We start from the raw sequence: 15,972 nt of genomic DNA, 5'->3' as shown, positions 1-15,972 counted from the left end.
GCTGATCCCAAGCGCCTTTGACGGAAGTCACAGGCGCTTTTTTCATGGCTTATTCCATCGCCGACGTCAGCGGTCTGTTGATCACCACATGCTTCATGACCAGCGTGGAAGTCATGCGCAGCACGCCGGGCAGCCGGGTCAGGTGCTCGTCATAGAGACGCTGATAGGCCGGCAGATCACGCACCACGACCTGCAGCAGATAGTCAGGGTCGCCAAACAGGCGCTGGGCCTGCACCACGTTGGCGAGCTGGGCCACTGCGTCCTCGAACGCGGGCACGGACTTGCTGTCCTTGAGAGTGACAAAGACCAGGGACGAAAAATCCAGCCCCAGCGCTGCTGGGTCCAGCTCGGCGCGGTAGCCGCGAATCACGCCCGACTCCTCCAGCGCACGCACACGCCGGTGGCAGGGCGACAGGCTCAGGCCCACCTGCTCGGCCAGCTCGGTCACCGTGAGGCGGCCATTGTTTTCGAGCGCAGCAAGAATTTTTCGATCCAGCGAATTCACGGGGCAGTTTCTTCCAATTTCAAACCGATCAGCGGCGAATATTGAGAGCACATTCTCTCTCCTCTTCCATATTCTCTCGGCATCAACGCTTTTCGAGGGAATTCCGTGTCTTACGCCGCCTTGACTGCCTTCTGGGCCGTCTCCTTTCTTCTGGTGCTCACGCCAGGTGCCGACTGGGCCTATGTGATCTCGGCCGGTCTGCGCGGCCGGCGGCTGGTGCTGCCCGCCACGCTGGGCCTGGCCTGCGGCGCGCTGCTGGCCACATTGGCCGTGGCAGCGGGCGTGGGCGCTCTGGTGGCGCGCAACCCGGCCCTGCTGACCGCCTTGACGGCCACCGGAGCCCTGTACCTGGCCTGGCTGGGCGTGGGCCTGTGGCGCAGCCCGGCCGCCATCAGCACCGCCGCAGATGCCGAGACCGGCACGCGCTGGCACTGGACGGTCAAGGGAGCCAGCGTCAGCGGCCTCAACCCCAAGCAGCTATTGCTGCTGCTGGCCCTGCTGCCGCAGTTTGTGCGGCCCGCCGACAGCTGGCCGGTGTTTGCGCAAATCATGGCGCTGGGCGCCGTCCATGCGGCCAGTTGTGCCGTGGTCTACTTCGGCGTGGGCTGGGGCTCGCAAAGCGTGCTGCGCTCGCGCCCCGCCGCCGCGCTTGCCGTCTCGCGCCTGTCGGGCACGCTGATGCTGCTGATTGCCGCCGTGCTGCTGGGCGAGATCGCCGTCCAGCATCTGTGAAAGACAAAATGCCTGCGGCCGAAAACCGCAGGCATTTCAAAAGCAGGCACAGGCTACAAGCCAGGGCACAGAGCAGGAGCCGCCTCGCGGCGGGGAAGCCCGGCGAAGGTGTCGCCCCTCCCGCATGGCAACGCAGGACAGGGGCGCCCGGCCAGGGGCGCCCGGCCAGGGGAAAGGCGCAGAGCGCCTCAAGGGAAATCACTCCACTTCATCCGCTCTTCAGTGCCCCCAGCACCTCGTCCAGCATCTTCTTGGCATCGCCGAATAGCATGCGGTTGTTGTCCTTGTAGAACAGCGGATTGTCCACGCCCGCATAGCCGGAGGCCATGGAGCGCTTCATCACGATGGAAGTCTTGGCCTTCCACACTTCCAGCACCGGCATGCCGGCGATGGGACTTTCGGGGTCGTCCTGGGCTGCGGGATTGACGATGTCGTTCGCGCCGATGACGATGGCCACATCGGTCGCGGGGAAGTCATCGTTGATCTCGTCCATCTCCATCACGATGTCGTAGGGCACCTTGGCCTCGGCCAGCAGCACATTCATGTGGCCGGGCATGCGGCCCGCCACCGGGTGGATGGCAAAGCGCACATCCACACCCTGCTCGCGCAGGGTCCGGGTGATTTCATTGACCGTGTGCTGGGCCTGGGCCACGGCCATGCCGTAGCCGGGCACGATGATGGCGCTCTTGGCTTCGCGCAGCATCTCGGCGGTCTCTGCGGCACTGACGGGCGCCACTTCGCCCTGGGGCTCGGCAGCCGCAGATGCGCCGCCCTTCTTGGCCGGAGCCCCGGAGCCGAAGCCGCCGGCAATCACGCTGATGAAGTTGCGGTTCATGGCCTGGCACATGATGTAGCTCAGGATCGCGCCCGAAGAGCCCACCAGCGCGCCGGTGACGATCAACAGGTCATTGCCCAGCATGAAGCCGGTCGCCGCAGCAGCCCAGCCCGAGTAGCTGTTGAGCATGGACACCACCACAGGCATGTCGGCTCCACCAATGGCCATGACCATGTGCACGCCGAACAGCAGGGCGATGACGCTCATCACGATCAGCGGCAGCATGCCGTCAGCCACGGTTTCGGCGCGCACAAACTCGCGGCCGAACCAGATCACCACCAGCAGCGCCACCAGATTGAGCCAGTGGCGTGCGGGCAGCAACAGCGGCTTGCCGCCTATCCTGCCGTTGAGCTTGCCGAAGGCAATCAGCGAGCCCGAGAAGGTGACGGCACCGATCAGGATGCCCACGTAGATTTCCACCTCGTGAATGGCTTTGTCTGCGCCCGCCAGCTCGATGGAGGTATCGACATAGCTGGCAAAGCCCACCAGGCAGGCCGCCAGACCGACCAGACTGTGCATGAGGGCGACCAGCTCGGGCATCTGGGTCATCTTGACGACCTTGGCCGCATACAGGCCGATACCGCCACCGACCACCAGCGCGCCGACGATCCAGGCGATGCCGCCGGCATCGACGCGCGGGCCGAAGACGGTGGCCAGCACGGCCAGCGCCATGCCGACCATGCCGAACAGATTGCCGCGGCGCGAGGTTTCGGGGTTGGACAGGCCGCCGAGGCTGAGGATGAACAGAATGGCAGCCCCCAGATAGGCCACCGTTGCGAGACTTTGGGACATGGTGTTTCTCTCTTGTGCTCGTTCTTCTTATTTGCGGAACATGGCCAGCATGCGACGTGTCACGGCAAAGCCGCCAAACATATTGATGGCAGTCAGCACCAGCGCTGCAAAGGCCAGCCAACGAATCAAATCATCAGGGCGAGCTGTACCCGCCGTTCCAGGCGGGGCAATCTGCACCAGGGCGCCAATGGCGATGATGCTAGAGATGGCGTTGGTCACGCTCATCAGCGGCGTGTGCAACGCAGGCGTCACATTCCACACCACCATGTAGCCGATGAAGCAAGCCAGCACGAACACCGTGAAGTGACCCAGGAAGGCCGCCGGCGCGTAGGCACCGATGAACCAGAAGGCCAGGGCGGCAATCGCAAAAATAATGGCCAAGGTCTTGGCAGGCAGCGGGCCGGCAGCGCCATGGCCGTGGCCGCTTTTCTTTTGCTCCACCACAGCCGCAGCCGGTTTGGGGGCGGGCTTGGGCGCCTGGGCAAGGGGCGGAGCAGGCCAGGTGATTTCGCCGTCCTTGACCACGGTCAGCCCGCGAATCGCATCGTCTTCCATATTCACCACGGCCACGCCATCCTTGGCCTTGCACAGCTCTTCGGCCAGGCGCAGCAGATTGGTCGCGTACAAGGTGGACGACTGCTTGGCCAGTCGTGAAGCCAGATCGGTGTAGCCGATGATGGTCACGCCATGGCGCACCACGGCCTCATTGGGCACGGTCAGCTCGCAGTTGCCGCCCTGCTCGGCCGCCATGTCCACGATCACGCTGCCGGGCTTCATGCTCTGCACCATCTCGGCCGTGATGAGCTTGGGCGCGGGTTTGCCGGGGATCAGCGCGGTGGTGATGATGATGTCGGCCTCCCTGGCCTGCTGGGCATACATCTGGCGCTGCGCAGCCTGGAAGCCCTCGCTCATGACCTTGGCATAGCCGCCGCCGCCAGCTCCGTCCTCTTCGTAGTCAACCTTGACGAACTCACCGCCCAGCGATGTGACCTGGTCGGCCACTTCGGCGCGCGTGTCGTTGGCGCGCACGATGGCGCCCAGATTGGCCGCCGTGCCGATGGCCGACAAACCGGCCACACCAGCGCCAGCAATGAAGACCTTGGCCGGCGGCACCTTGCCTGCGGCCGTGATCTGGCCGTTGAAATAGCGGCCGAAGGCGTTGGCTGCCTCGATCACGGCGCGGTAGCCCGAAACACCGGCCATGGAGGTCAGTGCATCCATCTTCTGCGCGCGGCTCAATGTCCGGGGCAGCGAGTCGATCGCCAGCACGGTCACCTTCTTGGCGGCCAGTTGCTGCATCAGATCGGGATTCTGGGCCGGCCAGATGAAGTCGATCAGGATCTGGCCTTCGCGCATCAGCGCGACTTCCTCCGAGGTGGGCGGGCGCACCTTGAAGAGGATGTCGGCAGCGGCCCAGACCGCAGCAGCGTTGGGCAGCACCTCGGCACCCACTGCGCGATAAGCGTCATCGCTGAAGTTGGCGGCATCGCCAGCGCCCGATTCGATGGCGACCGAAAAGCCCAGCTTGATGAGCTTTTCGACCACATCAGGCACGGTGGCCACGCGCTTTTCCAACGGAAAGGTTTCCCGTGGAATGCCGATGCGTTGGGCGTCACTACGCTGGGCGTCACTACGCTGCGCGTCAGTGCGCTGGACGTCGGTCGGCGGGTTGGAAGAGGTAGACACGAGGAGTCTCCTGGAGTTTAAAAACTGGTTCCATTCGGGCCGACCCGCTCCCAACCATTCCTACCGCAGGAGGAACTTGCTTGCATGGGCATTGGCACGGCCTGAACGATCTTGAAACTGTGTCGGGCCGCCTCCCATGAAGCGAATGCCCGCTGCCTTGCAGCACAAATACGTTTTAGCAGCCCGCACCAAAATGGGGCACTCGCATCCATGCTAGCTCAAATGAGGGATGACGTCGAAATCTGAGCGGGCATTTGTGATGCCTCGACCATGCCGTGTCATGCTTGCGGGGTTCGCAGCCCGCGAGACTACGCAAACGCCCGAAAAATACAAGTCACCCATGTTGCAATATCACACTGTCCCCGTCACCGCCTTTCAACAGAACTGCTCTCTCGTCTGGTGCGACCAGACCATGGATGCGGCCGTCATCGACCCTGGCGGAGATATCGAGCAGATCGAGTGGGAGGTGGAGCGCCTGGGCCTGAATCTCAAGGCCATCTGGATCACCCACGCCCATATCGACCACGCGGGCGGCACCAGCGAGCTGGCGGCCAAGTACGAGCTGCCCATCATTGGCCCGCATGAGGGCGACCAGTTCTGGATCGACGGCCTGCCCCAACAGGGCGCCATGTTCGGCTTTCCCCATTCCGAGCCTTTTGTGCCCTCACGCTGGCTGCATGACGGCGATACGGTGAGCATCGGCCAGGAAACGCTGAACGTGCGCCACTGCCCAGGTCACACGCCCGGCCATGTGGTCTTCCACTCACCGCAGATCGACCGCGCCTTTGTCGGCGATGTGCTGTTTGCCGGCAGCATCGGCCGCACGGACTTCCCGCAGGGCAATCATCAGCAGCTGATCGACTCCATCGTTCAGCGCCTGTGGCCCATGGGGGACCAGACGATCTTCATCCCCGGACATGGCCCGGAAAGCAGCTTTGGCCGCGAGCGCAAGCTGAACCCCTATGTCAGCGGGACCTGAATCCTGACGGCCGAGGCTTGCGGAATCAGGTCTTCCGTAGCAGCATGCGCCTGTCACGCCTTGTGACATCACATCACTGGAGGGAGTTCGTATGCGCAGTTTATGGAAAATTTGCCTGGCTTCAGCCCTGGTCAGCAGCTCATGGGCGAGCCTTGCTCAGACACCGGCAGCGGCACCTGCCGCACCAGCTGCCAAAACAGCCCCCATGCCCGCCAAGCCGGCGGCAGAACCCGCAGCCAAGACAGTGCCGGCCCCTGCCGCTGCCAAGGCGGACATGCAGACCTTTGTCTGCAAGGATGGCACCACCATGAGCGCGGCGTCCTCCAAGGGAGCTTGCTCGGGCCGCAAGGGCATTGATCAGCAGGCCACTGCCAAGGCAGCTGCAGGCGCCAAACCGGCCGCCGCCGCCGCACCTGGCGGCGGTGCAGGCAAGGTCTGGGCCAATGAGGACAGCAAGATCTATCACTGCCCCGGCACCCGCTTTTACGGCACGACCAAGAACGGCAAGTACATGAGCGAGGCCGATGCCAAGGCTGCCGGCATGCACGGCGCCAACAACAAGAGCTGCAGCTAAACCTGTAGCATCAAACCATCGCGCTGACCTGCGATTGCAGGCAGCGCGTTTTTTCATTTAAAACAGGCTAGATTGCTTGTCCATCAAACACACGCAGCTATCAATTCAAAAGGACAATCGCGGGCATGAACTGGCTGGTCGGACTGGGTCTCTTACTGATGGCAGCCTTGCTGCTATGGGCTTTTTCGGCGCTGTTTATCAGCATGCTCGCCGGCCTGGCGGTCAGAACCCTGCTCTGGCCGCTGCTGTGCTGGTGGCGCCGCAGGCAGTTGCGGCGCGAGCTGGAACAGAACCCGGCCCTCGATATCCAGCAGCAGGCCCCTTGCGCCCTGTTTTATCTGCTGTCCGCAGCCGTGACTCTGCTGGGATGCGCTGCCGCACTGGCCACCCTGATTCATCTGCCCGATAGCCTTTATTCGCCCGAGCAGCTTTCTTTGATCTGTGGTCTGGTGTTTGCCATCAGTCTTGCCACCCTCATCAAGCTGAGCGGCAATCTCGTCAGCCTGGGTGAGGAGGCCGCTGCCGCTGCCGAGATCAGGGCGGCCTGGTCACTGGCGGCGGGCATTGTGCCCATGCTCTGCCTGATCACCCTGATTTTCTTCGTACCGCATACGGCGGGCTGGATGGTCTGGCGCGAGCAATGGCGCGGCTATGACAGCACGCGGCTGATCATCCCCCTGAAGCACAACGATGCCGAGCACCAGCAGGCCTTGTTGCAGTTGGTCCGCCCGATGCTGGACCAAGGCAGCCGCATCCTGAGTCACCGTGCCCACTCGCGCAGCGGCAGCAGCTATACCCTGAGCGCCGCACTGCCCGCACGCTATCGCTTTCATGAGGATGCGCTGGAGTTGCAACTGGCAGGTCTGATGCCGCAGGAGCAGCTCAACATGCATCTGCAGGCCCTGATTTCCGTGGTGGAAGGAAAGGCCAGCAGCCTGCCACTGGCCTATGCCCAATGCCAGCCGTCCCCCGATTGGTTGGGCAGACAGCGCTTTTTCGGGCGTGGCCAGCAAGCCATGCAATCGCTGCGCGAATGCGTGCGGACTCGCCAATCCGAGCTGACAACCGCTCTTCCATTGCTGCGGGGCAATCTGCAGGAGGTGCAAGTGGGCTGGAATCGCTTTCGCCCCTGGCCGGCTCTGCCACGCTGGCAGGCAGCGGCCTTGCCGCAAGATGAAGATGAGCTGCAGCGGCTCGATGCTTTGCGCTAAGAACCACTGAGCGGCAACACATCCAGCCACTGGCCGGGCTCCAGCCCGTCAATCGAATAGGGCCCCACGGCCATGCGCACCAGCCGCAGCGTGGGGTGACCGACGGCGGCCGTCATGCGGCGCACCTGGCGGTTCCTGCCCTCGCGGATGACGAGCTCGATCCAGCAATCGGGAATGTTCTGGCGCACGCGGATCGGCGGGTTGCGCGGCCACATGCTGGGCTGGGGCTCTATCAGGCGGGCCCTGGCGGGAAGGGTCTTGCCGTCGCTCAGCTCCACGCCCTCGCGCAGGCGCTGCAGTGCAGCTTCGTCAGGCATGCCTTCGACCTGCACCCAGTAGGTCTTCTCCATCTTGTGGCGCGGGTCGGCAATGCGGGCCTGCAACTGGCCGTCATTGGTCAGCAGCAGCAGGCCTTCGCTGTCGGCATCGAGCCGGCCCGCCACATAGACATCGGGCACATCGATCCAGTCCTTGAGGCCCTGCCACTTGCCCTCGGGCGTGAACTGGCTGAGCACTCCATAGGGCTTGTGAAAGCACAGCAGGCGCGTGACCTCGGGCCGGGGCGAGGGCTGGCGCACCGCAGTGCTGCGGCGCAGGTTGCTGGAGCGATTGGAAGAGAACGGACGGGGCATGGCGGCGAGCTTAGCAACAAAGGCCAGGACTGACATCAAGCATCAGAATGCCTTGCATCGCTTACTGGACATAGGAAAACAGCTATCAGTTTTGAAAATCCGGGAACGCAGCACCGAGGAGCGGCTGTGGATACACCTCACGCACGCAGTTGAGCCATGCCTGGGCCGCACGCGACAGATAGCCGGGCCGCCACATCAGCGCCACATTCCAGGGGATCTCGGGCTCCACCAGCGGGCGGCTGGCCACGCGCTGCGGGTCATAGCGGGCGATGACATGCTCGAACATCACGGCCACGCCCACCTGGGCCGCGACCAGATGGCCTATGAAATCCCAGTAGCGCGTCTGCAGCTTGACCTGTGGCGTGAAGCCAGCCGCCTCGCATTGCTGCAGCACATGCTCGTGCAGCGCAAAGTCCGAGGTGTAGAGCACAAACGGCAGGTCGCGCAGATCGCTCCAGCGCATGGGTTGGCTGGGGTCAGACACCTGCTGGGCAGGCAGCACCACGCGCGTCTTCTGGCGCGCCACGGTGTAGCGCTCCAGCGCCGGATCGGGAGCGGCGAACAGGCCCAGCGCCATATCCAGTTTGCCTTCCTGGATCAGCTGGTACTGGGCACGCGCGCCCTGCTCGTTGACCTGCAGGTTCACACCCGGATAGCGCTGCTGGAACAGCGCGATCACCGGTGCCATGTAATGGCCCGTGGTGGGCATGATGCCCAGGGACAGCTCGCCGCGCGTGATGTGATCCACCTCGGCCACCTGCCGGCGCAGCAGCTGGGCCTGTTCAAGAATCTCCAGTCCGCGGTCATAGACCACCTGGCCGGCATCGGTGAGCTGCACACCCCGCCCCTCGCGCAGCAGCAAACGGCCACCGAATTCATCTTCCAGCGCCTTGACCATCTTGCTGATGGTGGGCTGGGTCACATGCAGGGTTTCGGCCGCACGGGTGAATCCGTTCTGGCGCACCACCTCAATGAAATAGCGCAGGGCGCGCAAGTCCATGACAATTCCTTTTACGCATGGAAAAAATGAAAATAAGTCATTTTATGAATATGGGTGTAAACCCTAGAATTCACGCATGTCACAGATTACGGAAGCTGTCGCCCCTCGCGCCCAGGGCGGCAGCCATTCTTTTGCCCGGACACTCTGGCAGCTGCTCAGGGCCGCGTTGCAAGTGTGCCTGCTCAGCGCCATCTGGATTGCCATGGATGTGCTGCGCCAGCATTTCGGCTGGAGCATGCCGGCCGGCCTGATCGGTTTCGGCCTGCTGGCCGTGGGCCTTTTTTCGGGCCTGGTCAAAGCACGCTGGCTGCAAAGCGGCACCAACTGGCTGCTGGCCGAGATGCTGCTGTTCTTCGTGCCTGCCATGCTGGTGGTCACCGAATACCCCGACCTGATTCGCCACCAGGGCTTGCGCATCCTGGCCGTCATCGTGGCCAGCACAGCCTGCGTGATGGCCGTGACCGCACTGGCTGTCGATCGTGTCTATCGCTTCGAGTTGTGGCTGGCACGGCGCAAGTCCAGCCGCGATGCCTCGGCCCTGGATGAGGAGTAAGCCATGCTGTCGAATGAAGTCATCGGCCTGCTGTCGCTGCTGGCCACCGTGGCCTGTTACTGGGTCAACAAGCGTCTGTATCGCAAGCATCCCCACCCGTTGCTGATGCCCATAGTCGCCACCCCCATGGTGCTGATCGGCCTGTCGCTGCTGACCCATGTCAGCTACCCGCAGTACATTGCCCAGACCCACTGGCTGGTCTGGCTGCTGGGCCCCACTACGGTGGCATTTGCACTGCCTCTGTACGAGAACCGCAAGCTGCTGCGCAAGCACTGGATGTCGATAGCCACCGGCGTGGTCGTGGCCAGCCTGGTCTCCATATCCACCACCATTGCGTTTGCCGATATGTTCGGCCTTTCCGAGGCGCTGCAAAAAGGCCTGGCCGTGCGCAGCATCACGACACCGTTTGCAATCGAGGCCGAGAAAGTGCTGGGCGGCCCCACCGATCTGGCGGCCCTGTTCGTTCTGCTGACCGGCGTCAGTGCCATGCTGCTGGGCGAGACCGTGCTGCGTGTGCTGCCCCGCATCCGCAGCAAGCTGGCCACGGGCGCCAGCTGGGGTGGAGCTGCCCATGGCAGCGGCGTGGCCCGGGCGCGCCAGGCCGGCGAGGTGCAGGCCGTGATGGCATCGCTGGTGATGATGATTGCCGGTGCCGTGAACGTGCTGGCCGCGCCCTGGGTGCGGACACTGTTTTTCTGACCGGCCCTGCGCTACCTACGCTCAGGGACTGGCTCCGGCAAGCGCAGCCCTCAGCGCACCGGAATGACAATCGGGCGCAGCGGCGCGACGTCGCCACCGCGGATCTTGAGCGGCACCCCGATGAATCAGGCAAGAGAAAGCCTGCATTGGGGCGATCTTAAAAATAAAAAAGCCACCTGCAACCCCGCGTCAGCCGCTAAGCTTGGGCCGGTGGCTTCTTTTATGATTCATAGAACTTTTGCCAAGCCTTCAGAGTCTTGCTGGCGCGGGAAACAAGCCGCTACAACCTGCATGAGCGCTAACTGCGAGTCACGTCAGAATCTCCCACGATTCAAGCGCTAGGGAGCGCCAGTGCTAGATTGATGCCTATGATTCTGACTCCTGTGGGCGTGGGTGTTTATTTGTCATGATGATTGTCCTGTGCGCTTTGTTGCTTCTGGTCGGCACTTGGCTGTCATTCCTGAATTGGCGCTGCTTTTATGTGGCGTTCATAAAAAAGCAACCGTCGCCATCTTGGATACCCCTGCTCGGCGGAATTCTTGCGTTCATTGGGTTTTCTTTATTTCCCAACAATCCCATGAATGGCTTGGCATGGTTAGCATTTTTGCTTGATTGGGGCAGTCTGCCAGGTATTGTGCACGCCATCGTTTACAACCTAACCCAGAAAAAATAGCAAGTTCTAGAGGAAAGTGGGCCGTTCAAGCTTTGCAGCTTGCTTGAACAACCCCAATCATCACGCCAGCGTATAGGCCGTCTTCACCGTGGTGTAGAACTCCTGGGCATACCGGCCCTGCTCGCGCGGGCCGTAGCTCGATCACTTGCGACCGCCAAACGGCACGTGATAGTCCACGCCCGCCGTGAGCAGGTTGACCATGACCATGCCGGCCTGGCTGTGGCGCTTGAAGTGCGTGGCGTGCTTGAGGCTGGTGGTGGCAATGCCGGCCGACAGGCCGAACGGAGTGTCGTTGGCCAGGGCTTCTTCGTAGTCCTTGACGCGGATCACGCTGGCCACGGGCGCCAGCTGGGGCGGAGCCGCCCATGGCAGCGGCGTGGCCCGGGCGCGCCAGGCCGGCGAGGTGCAGGCCGTGATGGCATCGCTGGTGATGATGATTGCCGGTGCCGTGAACGTGCTGGCCGCGCCCTGGGTGCGGACACTGTTTTTCTGAGCCGCGCTCGGGGACTGGCTCCGGCAATCGCCGCTCTCAGCGCACCGGAATGGCAATCGGGCGCAGCGGCGCGGCGTCGCCGCCTCGGATCTTCAGCGGGTTTCCAATGAAAGCGAACTCATAGACCTTGTCGCGCGAGAGACCGTCCAGGGCCACCAGTTCCATGATGGGAATGCCTTGCTGGGCCAGCAGATAGCTGTGCAGCGGCACATAGTCATCGTCCACTTCTGAGGGGAAAGTCTCCAGGCTCAGGTTGTCGGCGCCGATGATCATGGCACCCGCATCCTCGGCCAGAAAGCGTGCGGCATCCAGGCCTAGCCCCGGGGGTTTGGCCATATAGGCCTGGGGTTGCTCGTAGAGCTTCATGCGCCCCGTGCGAATCAGCACGATATCGCCCTTTTGCAGCGTCACGTTCTGGCGTGCCAGCGCCTCCTTGAGGTCCTGCCGGGTGATCCGGTACTGGTCGGGCAGCATGTCCAGACCCTTGGCCGCCGCCACGTCAATCAGCACGCCGCGCGCCACCAGTGGCGGGAATTTCTCAATGCCCGTGCGCTGCCAGCCCCGATCACCCAGATGCTCGTCGGCGCTGAAGCCGTTCCAGATCTTGCCGCGTATGCCGAAGTGGTTGAGTGCGTCGATGTGCGTGCCCGTATGGCTGTACATGGAGAACGCCGTACCCGTGTAGCTGCGCGTGGCGTTCATGCTCTTGCCCACGTTCATGGGGTCGTCCACCACGGTGCCGCGTGGCGTGTGCGTCATCCAGAACTGGTAGTGCGGATCGCCGGCGTCCTGCCAGCTGGGCATGCCCACGTAGTACTCGGTGGCGAGGTCATAGACCTGGCCGCCTGCGATGCGCTGCAGGATGGCGGCGCGCGAGGCAGGCGTGATCAGATTCAGGCGGCCGATCTCGTCGCCCGGCCCCCAGGGGCTGCGGCCCACGTCCTGGCTGGCACCGGCTGGGAGCGTGTGGCCACCGTGGGCATGAGCCAGGCCGGAGAACGCTGCTGCCATAGCGAGCAACAGGGAGGGTAAGCGCCGGGCACGGGCGCGTGAAGAGAAGTTCATGGGTGTTTCCTAGGAAGCTGTGCACCTTGCGGCGCGGGTATGAAAGAGTGCTGGAATGGCTTAACCCACCAGGGCGCGCAGCCGTTCACGCAGCTGGTCCAGGGGCAGGGTCTGCAGCGTGGGAAGACCCGGAACGATGACACTGGGAATGCTGCGCAGGCCCAGGTGCTGAGCCAGTGCGAGGTCCTGGTGAACCAGGTTCAAGGCCTCGGCACTTTCCATGCAGCGTGCAAAAGCATTGCGCTCGAAGCCGGTGTGCGTGGCGATGTCCAGCAGCACCTCGGCGTCGCCTATGTTGCGGTGGGCACTCATATGGGCGTGCTGTATGGCATCGAACAGATTCCAGTGGGCCTCGTCGCCCTCCAGGATCTGGGCAGCCTGGCAGGCCAGTGCGCCAGCCAGGCCGCTGGGGTACTCAAAGGTTTCGCGGCGCATGCCTTCGATGTCGATGCGCTGTGTGTCGTCATGCCGTGCGCAAGCCTCCCAGTGCCCGAGAATGGTTTGCTTGGCCTGCTCCATGGAACCAAACCGGGCCACCATCTCGGCGCGGGAAGCTTGCAGCACAAAGCTGCGCTGACGTACGCGCAGGCCCAGCTCCCGGGCCACCTGGCGCAGGCGCGGCGACATCACATAGCACCAGCCGCAAACCACGTCGTGGAAGAAATCGATGACGGGAGCAGCCTGCGCTGCCGCGGACAGGACCGGGCCAGGGGCGGGATGGGCTGCGATCTGCGCGGGCAGAGCGCAGGAAAAATCATGGCATTGCGTCATGCTTGTGTCCTTCATGGCTGATGGACCGCAAGCGTAGGGCGCAGGCCTCGCAGGAGTAAGAGGCCTGCGCTTGAGAGACTCTTAATCCTGCGTCAAGAATCGCCGCCCATGGCCGCAGGCAGCTCTTCTGCCAGAAAGTCCACAAAGGCGCGCACCTTGGGCAGCAGGTGACGTTGCGTCGGGTAGACCACATAGACATGGCGTGGCGGCTCTGCCCAGTCTTGCAGGCTCAATGCCTCCAGCTGGCCCTGGGCGATGGCGGGCCGGGCCAGAAAGGACGGCAGTGCACCGATGCCGAGGCCAGCCTCCAGCAACTCACGCAACATAAGACTGTTGTTGACGCTGGCACGAGCTTCGCTCGGAACTTGCAAGCCATCGTCGGCCTGTGCCAGGCTGTAATTCAGCAGCGCATGGTCGCGTAGCTCGGCTGTGCTGGCCGGGCGGCCGTGTTGCTGCAGATAGGCCGGTGACGCACACAGCATCTGCGACAGCGAGGCCAGGCGCCGCGCAATCAGCGAGGAATCCGCTAGCTCGGCGCTCAGGCGTATGGAGACATCAAAGCCCTGGCCCACGGCGTCCACCAGCCGGTCTTCCATGGACAGATCGAGCTGCAATTGCGGATGGCGCTGCATGAAGCGCGCCAGCAGCGGCGCCAGCGTGCTCAGCGCAAACGACAGCGGCGCGTTCACGCGCAGCCGCCCCGTCACCAGCTCGGACTGCGCCCGCACCGATTTCTCCAGCGTGTCAAAGCCATCGAGCAGCCGGCAGCATTCGGCGTAGTAGGCCCGGCCGGTATCGGTCAGGCTCATGCGGCGCGTGGTGCGCTGGATCAGCACCGCACCCAGCTGTGCCTCCAGCGCGCGCAACTGCTTGCTCAGCGCCGCCGAGGAAAGATCGAGTGCATCAGCAGCCCTGGCAATGCTGCCTAGTTCAACAATGCGCCGAAAGGCGCGCAAAGGGGTGAGCGAATCCATGGAAGAGAAGAGCGAAAACCTGGGCCGCAGCGTAGCAGCTTTCGCAGCAGGGCCGGCGCGGCCCGGGCATGCTCGCTCCTCTTCTGAAAAATGGGCCACTCAAGCTTTGCAACTTGCTTGAACAGCCCCAAGCATCACGCCAGCGTATAGGCCGTCTTCACCGTGGTGTAGAACTCCTGGGCATAGCGGCCCTGCTCGCGCGGGCCGTAGCTCGATCCCTTGCGTCCGCCAAACGGCACGTGGTAGTCCACCCCCGCCGTGGGCAAGTTGACCATGACCATGCCGGCCTGACTGTGGCGCTTGAAGTGCGTGGCGTACTTGAGGCTGGTGGTGGCAATGCCGGCCGACAGGCCAAACGGCGTGTCGTTGGACACGGCCAGGGCTTCGTCGTAGTCCTTGACGCGGATCACGCTGGCCACGGGGCCGAAGACTTCCTCGCGGTTGATGCGCATGCCCGCTTCGGTGTCCACAAACAGCGTGGGCGCCATGTAGTAGCCCTGCTTGCCGCTGCCCGTGTGGCAGGCGACGCGGCTGCCGCCGGCCGCCAGACGCGCGCCTTCGGCCTTGGCGATTTCCACGTAGCCCAGGTCCTGCTCCAGCTGGGCCTGGCTGACCACGGGGCCCATGTCGGTGCCCGCAGCGCGTGCATCGCCAACCTTGATGCGCGCCATGCGCGCCTGCAGGGCTTCGATGAAGGCCGGGTAGATCTTGTCAGTGACGATCAGGCGGCTCGATGCCGTGCAGCGCTGGCCCGTAGAGTAGAAGCCGCTTTGCGCCGACAGCTCTACGGCCTGCTCCAGGTCGGCGTCGTCCAGCACGATCTGGGGGTTCTTGCCGCCCATTTCCAGCTGCACCTTCTTGCCCGAAGCCACGCAGGCTGCCGCGATGCCGCGGCCCACGCCCACCGAGCCCGTGAAGCTGATGGCTGCCACATCGGCATGGTTCACCAGGGCTTCGCCGATGACGCGGCCCGAGCCCATGACCAGGTTGAAGACGCCGGCGGGGAGGCCCGAGCGGTGGATGATGTCGGCCAGGGCCCAGGCGCTGCCGGGCACCAGATCGGCGGGTTTGAGCACCACGCAGTTACCGAAGGCCAGGGCCGGGGCGATCTTCCAGGCGGGAATGGCGATGGGGAAGTTCCAGGGCGTGATCAGACCGACCACGCCCATCGGCTCGCGCGTGATCTCCACGCCGATGCCGGGGCGCACCGAGGGTACGGTCTCGCCCGTGAGGCGCAGGCATTCGCCGGCAAAGAACTTGAAGATCTGGCCGGCGCGGCCGACTTCGCCAATGGCTTCGGGCAGGGTCTTGCCTTCTTCGCGGGCCAGCAGCTCGCCGAGCTCGGCCTTGCGCGCCAGGATCTCCGTGCCTATCTTGTCCAGGGCGTCGAAGCGCGCCTGGATGCCCGAGGTGGACCAGGACGGGAACGCAGCAGCGGCGGCGGCCACGGCGGCCTGCACGTCGGACGCACCGCCCTGGGCATACTCACCGATCACATCGGACAGGTCGCTGGGGTTGGTGTTGGTACTGTAGGTGGTGGCGACCGTCCATTGGCCGTTGATGAGGTTGTCGTAGCGGGACATGGGGTACTCCGTAAGAAAAATAGGGGGATCGGCGGCAGTGTGAGAAGCGCAGCGGCGTGGCGGTCAGGGGATGGCGCTTGTCACCGGCGTGGCTCAGGCCAGGGACACCGAGCAAGGGCCGTCCCGCACCGAGGGTGTCGCCGGCTGCCCGTATGCCCCCCTCCCTCGCGAAGCGAGTAGAGAGGGGGAAGGCGCGTAGCGCCTCAGGGGGAGCG

At 63.8% G+C, this 15,972-nt stretch carries 16 protein-coding genes and 2 pseudogenes; 8 read left to right on the top strand and 10 right to left on the bottom strand.

Translation table 11 applies throughout. From position 1 onward, the window contains the following. Nucleotides 1–49: 49 nt before the first annotated feature. On the bottom strand, nucleotides 50–505 hold the full coding sequence (locus QYQ99_RS12270) for an Lrp/AsnC family transcriptional regulator (RefSeq protein ID WP_302092890.1): 456 nt from the start codon (nucleotides 503–505) through the stop codon (nucleotides 50–52). A 105-nt stretch (nucleotides 506–610) separates the two neighbouring features. On the opposite strand from QYQ99_RS12270, the gene QYQ99_RS12265 reads away from it, so the two are divergent. Next, entirely contained in the window at nucleotides 611–1,237 is a 627-nt protein-coding gene (locus QYQ99_RS12265; RefSeq protein ID WP_302092889.1) for a LysE family translocator, read from the top strand. Nucleotides 1,238–1,445: 208 nt separating this feature from the next. On the opposite strand, the gene pntB is transcribed toward QYQ99_RS12265, so the two are convergent. Continuing rightward, entirely contained in the window at nucleotides 1,446–2,864 is a 1,419-nt protein-coding gene (gene pntB / locus QYQ99_RS12260; RefSeq protein WP_302092888.1) for a Re/Si-specific NAD(P)(+) transhydrogenase subunit beta, read from the bottom strand. 27 nt (nucleotides 2,865–2,891) lie between these two features. Next, complete coding sequence (locus QYQ99_RS12255) at nucleotides 2,892–4,439, bottom strand: Re/Si-specific NAD(P)(+) transhydrogenase subunit alpha (protein ID WP_302093163.1); 1,548 nt, start codon at nucleotides 4,437–4,439, stop codon at nucleotides 2,892–2,894. A 451-nt stretch (nucleotides 4,440–4,890) separates the two neighbouring features. On the opposite strand from QYQ99_RS12255, the gene QYQ99_RS12250 reads away from it, so the two are divergent. From QYQ99_RS12250 to QYQ99_RS12240, 3 genes are all read left to right on the top strand, one after another. Then, nucleotides 4,891–5,529: an MBL fold metallo-hydrolase gene (locus QYQ99_RS12250; RefSeq protein WP_034375307.1), complete on the top strand. Its 639-nt coding sequence runs from the start codon at nucleotides 4,891–4,893 to the stop codon at nucleotides 5,527–5,529. 205 nt (nucleotides 5,530–5,734) lie between these two features. Then, nucleotides 5,735–6,103 carry a hypothetical protein gene (locus QYQ99_RS12245; protein WP_367882847.1) on the top strand — a complete coding sequence of 123 codons (369 nt, stop codon included), beginning with the start codon at nucleotides 5,735–5,737 and terminating at the stop codon, nucleotides 6,101–6,103. Between the two features lie 125 nt (nucleotides 6,104–6,228). Continuing rightward, on the top strand, nucleotides 6,229–7,314 hold the full coding sequence (locus tag QYQ99_RS12240; protein WP_302092886.1) for a hypothetical protein: 1,086 nt from the start codon (nucleotides 6,229–6,231) through the stop codon (nucleotides 7,312–7,314). On the opposite strand, the gene QYQ99_RS12235 is transcribed toward QYQ99_RS12240, so the two are convergent. Then, complete coding sequence (locus QYQ99_RS12235; RefSeq protein WP_302092885.1) at nucleotides 7,311–7,982, bottom strand: pseudouridine synthase; 672 nt, start codon at nucleotides 7,980–7,982, stop codon at nucleotides 7,311–7,313. The two genes, QYQ99_RS12240 and QYQ99_RS12235, sit on opposite strands and share 4 nt — an antisense overlap. A 49-nt stretch (nucleotides 7,983–8,031) precedes the next feature. Continuing rightward, on the bottom strand, nucleotides 8,032–8,946 hold the full coding sequence (locus QYQ99_RS12230; protein WP_302092884.1) for a LysR family transcriptional regulator: 915 nt from the start codon (nucleotides 8,944–8,946) through the stop codon (nucleotides 8,032–8,034). A gap of 76 nt (nucleotides 8,947–9,022) precedes the next feature. Between QYQ99_RS12230 and QYQ99_RS12225 the strand changes: the two genes are divergently transcribed. From QYQ99_RS12225 to QYQ99_RS12215, 3 genes are all read left to right on the top strand, one after another. Further along, nucleotides 9,023–9,499 (top strand): CidA/LrgA family protein, encoded by a 477-nt coding sequence (locus QYQ99_RS12225; protein WP_302092883.1) that lies wholly within the window; start codon nucleotides 9,023–9,025, stop codon nucleotides 9,497–9,499. Between the two features lie 3 nt (nucleotides 9,500–9,502). Then, nucleotides 9,503–10,198: an LrgB family protein gene (locus tag QYQ99_RS12220; protein WP_003059524.1), complete on the top strand. Its 696-nt coding sequence runs from the start codon at nucleotides 9,503–9,505 to the stop codon at nucleotides 10,196–10,198. Nucleotides 10,199–10,604: 406 nt separating this feature from the next. After that, nucleotides 10,605–10,871 (top strand): hypothetical protein, encoded by a 267-nt coding sequence (locus QYQ99_RS12215; RefSeq protein ID WP_302092882.1) that lies wholly within the window; start codon nucleotides 10,605–10,607, stop codon nucleotides 10,869–10,871. Between the two features lie 60 nt (nucleotides 10,872–10,931). Here the strand turns inward: QYQ99_RS12215 and QYQ99_RS12210 are convergent. After that, a pseudogene (locus QYQ99_RS12210) lies at nucleotides 10,932–11,213 on the bottom strand (aldehyde dehydrogenase family protein); the annotation flags it as partial. Between QYQ99_RS12210 and QYQ99_RS12205 the strand changes: the two are divergent. Continuing rightward, nucleotides 11,194–11,364 (top strand): annotated as a pseudogene (locus QYQ99_RS12205) (LrgB family protein); the annotation flags it as partial. The pseudogenes QYQ99_RS12210 and QYQ99_RS12205 sit on opposite strands and share 20 nt — an antisense overlap. A 36-nt stretch (nucleotides 11,365–11,400) precedes the next feature. On the opposite strand, the gene QYQ99_RS12200 reads toward QYQ99_RS12205, so the two are convergent. The 4 genes from QYQ99_RS12200 to QYQ99_RS12185 all read right to left on the bottom strand — a co-directional run bounded on the left by QYQ99_RS12200 (nucleotide 11,401) and on the right by QYQ99_RS12185 (nucleotide 15,757). Beyond that, nucleotides 11,401–12,429: a cyclase family protein gene (locus tag QYQ99_RS12200; RefSeq protein WP_302092881.1), complete on the bottom strand. Its 1,029-nt coding sequence runs from the start codon at nucleotides 12,427–12,429 to the stop codon at nucleotides 11,401–11,403. A gap of 60 nt (nucleotides 12,430–12,489) precedes the next feature. Continuing rightward, nucleotides 12,490–13,200 carry a DsbA family oxidoreductase gene (locus QYQ99_RS12195; protein WP_302092880.1) on the bottom strand — a complete coding sequence of 237 codons (711 nt, stop codon included), beginning with the start codon at nucleotides 13,198–13,200 and terminating at the stop codon, nucleotides 12,490–12,492. A 92-nt stretch (nucleotides 13,201–13,292) separates the two neighbouring features. Beyond that, entirely contained in the window at nucleotides 13,293–14,174 is an 882-nt protein-coding gene (locus QYQ99_RS12190; protein ID WP_302092879.1) for a LysR family transcriptional regulator, read from the bottom strand. Nucleotides 14,175–14,308: 134 nt separating this feature from the next. Continuing rightward, nucleotides 14,309–15,757 carry an aldehyde dehydrogenase family protein gene (locus QYQ99_RS12185; protein WP_302092878.1) on the bottom strand — a complete coding sequence of 483 codons (1,449 nt, stop codon included), beginning with the start codon at nucleotides 15,755–15,757 and terminating at the stop codon, nucleotides 14,309–14,311. Nucleotides 15,758–15,972: the final 215 nt, after the last annotated feature.

The organism is Comamonas testosteroni (assembly GCF_030505195.1).
Classification (GTDB): domain Bacteria; phylum Pseudomonadota; class Gammaproteobacteria; order Burkholderiales; family Burkholderiaceae_C; genus Comamonas; species Comamonas testosteroni_G.
Note: the sequence above shows the minus strand (reverse complement) of the source record. Positions and strands in the feature narration are given on the sequence as shown.

Coding starts and splice junctions, on each gene's coding strand:
- QYQ99_RS12250 (WP_034375307.1), top strand. CDS start 4,891: ATGTTGCAATATCACACTGTCCCCGTCACCGCCTTTCAACAGAACTGC.
- QYQ99_RS12185 (WP_302092878.1), bottom strand. CDS start 15,757: ATGTCCCGCTACGACAACCTCATCAACGGCCAATGGACGGTCGCCACC.
- QYQ99_RS12230 (WP_302092884.1), bottom strand. CDS start 8,946: ATGGACTTGCGCGCCCTGCGCTATTTCATTGAGGTGGTGCGCCAGAAC.
- QYQ99_RS12190 (WP_302092879.1), bottom strand. CDS start 14,174: ATGGATTCGCTCACCCCTTTGCGCGCCTTTCGGCGCATTGTTGAACTA.
- QYQ99_RS12235 (WP_302092885.1), bottom strand. CDS start 7,982: ATGTCAGTCCTGGCCTTTGTTGCTAAGCTCGCCGCCATGCCCCGTCCG.
- QYQ99_RS12245 (WP_367882847.1), top strand. CDS start 5,735: ATGCCCGCCAAGCCGGCGGCAGAACCCGCAGCCAAGACAGTGCCGGCC.
- QYQ99_RS12200 (WP_302092881.1), bottom strand. CDS start 12,429: ATGAACTTCTCTTCACGCGCCCGTGCCCGGCGCTTACCCTCCCTGTTG.
- QYQ99_RS12215 (WP_302092882.1), top strand. CDS start 10,605: ATGATGATTGTCCTGTGCGCTTTGTTGCTTCTGGTCGGCACTTGGCTG.
- QYQ99_RS12240 (WP_302092886.1), top strand. CDS start 6,229: ATGAACTGGCTGGTCGGACTGGGTCTCTTACTGATGGCAGCCTTGCTG.
- QYQ99_RS12195 (WP_302092880.1), bottom strand. CDS start 13,200: ATGACGCAATGCCATGATTTTTCCTGCGCTCTGCCCGCGCAGATCGCA.
- QYQ99_RS12225 (WP_302092883.1), top strand. CDS start 9,023: ATGTCACAGATTACGGAAGCTGTCGCCCCTCGCGCCCAGGGCGGCAGC.
- pntB (WP_302092888.1), bottom strand. CDS start 2,864: ATGTCCCAAAGTCTCGCAACGGTGGCCTATCTGGGGGCTGCCATTCTG.
- QYQ99_RS12220 (WP_003059524.1), top strand. CDS start 9,503: ATGCTGTCGAATGAAGTCATCGGCCTGCTGTCGCTGCTGGCCACCGTG.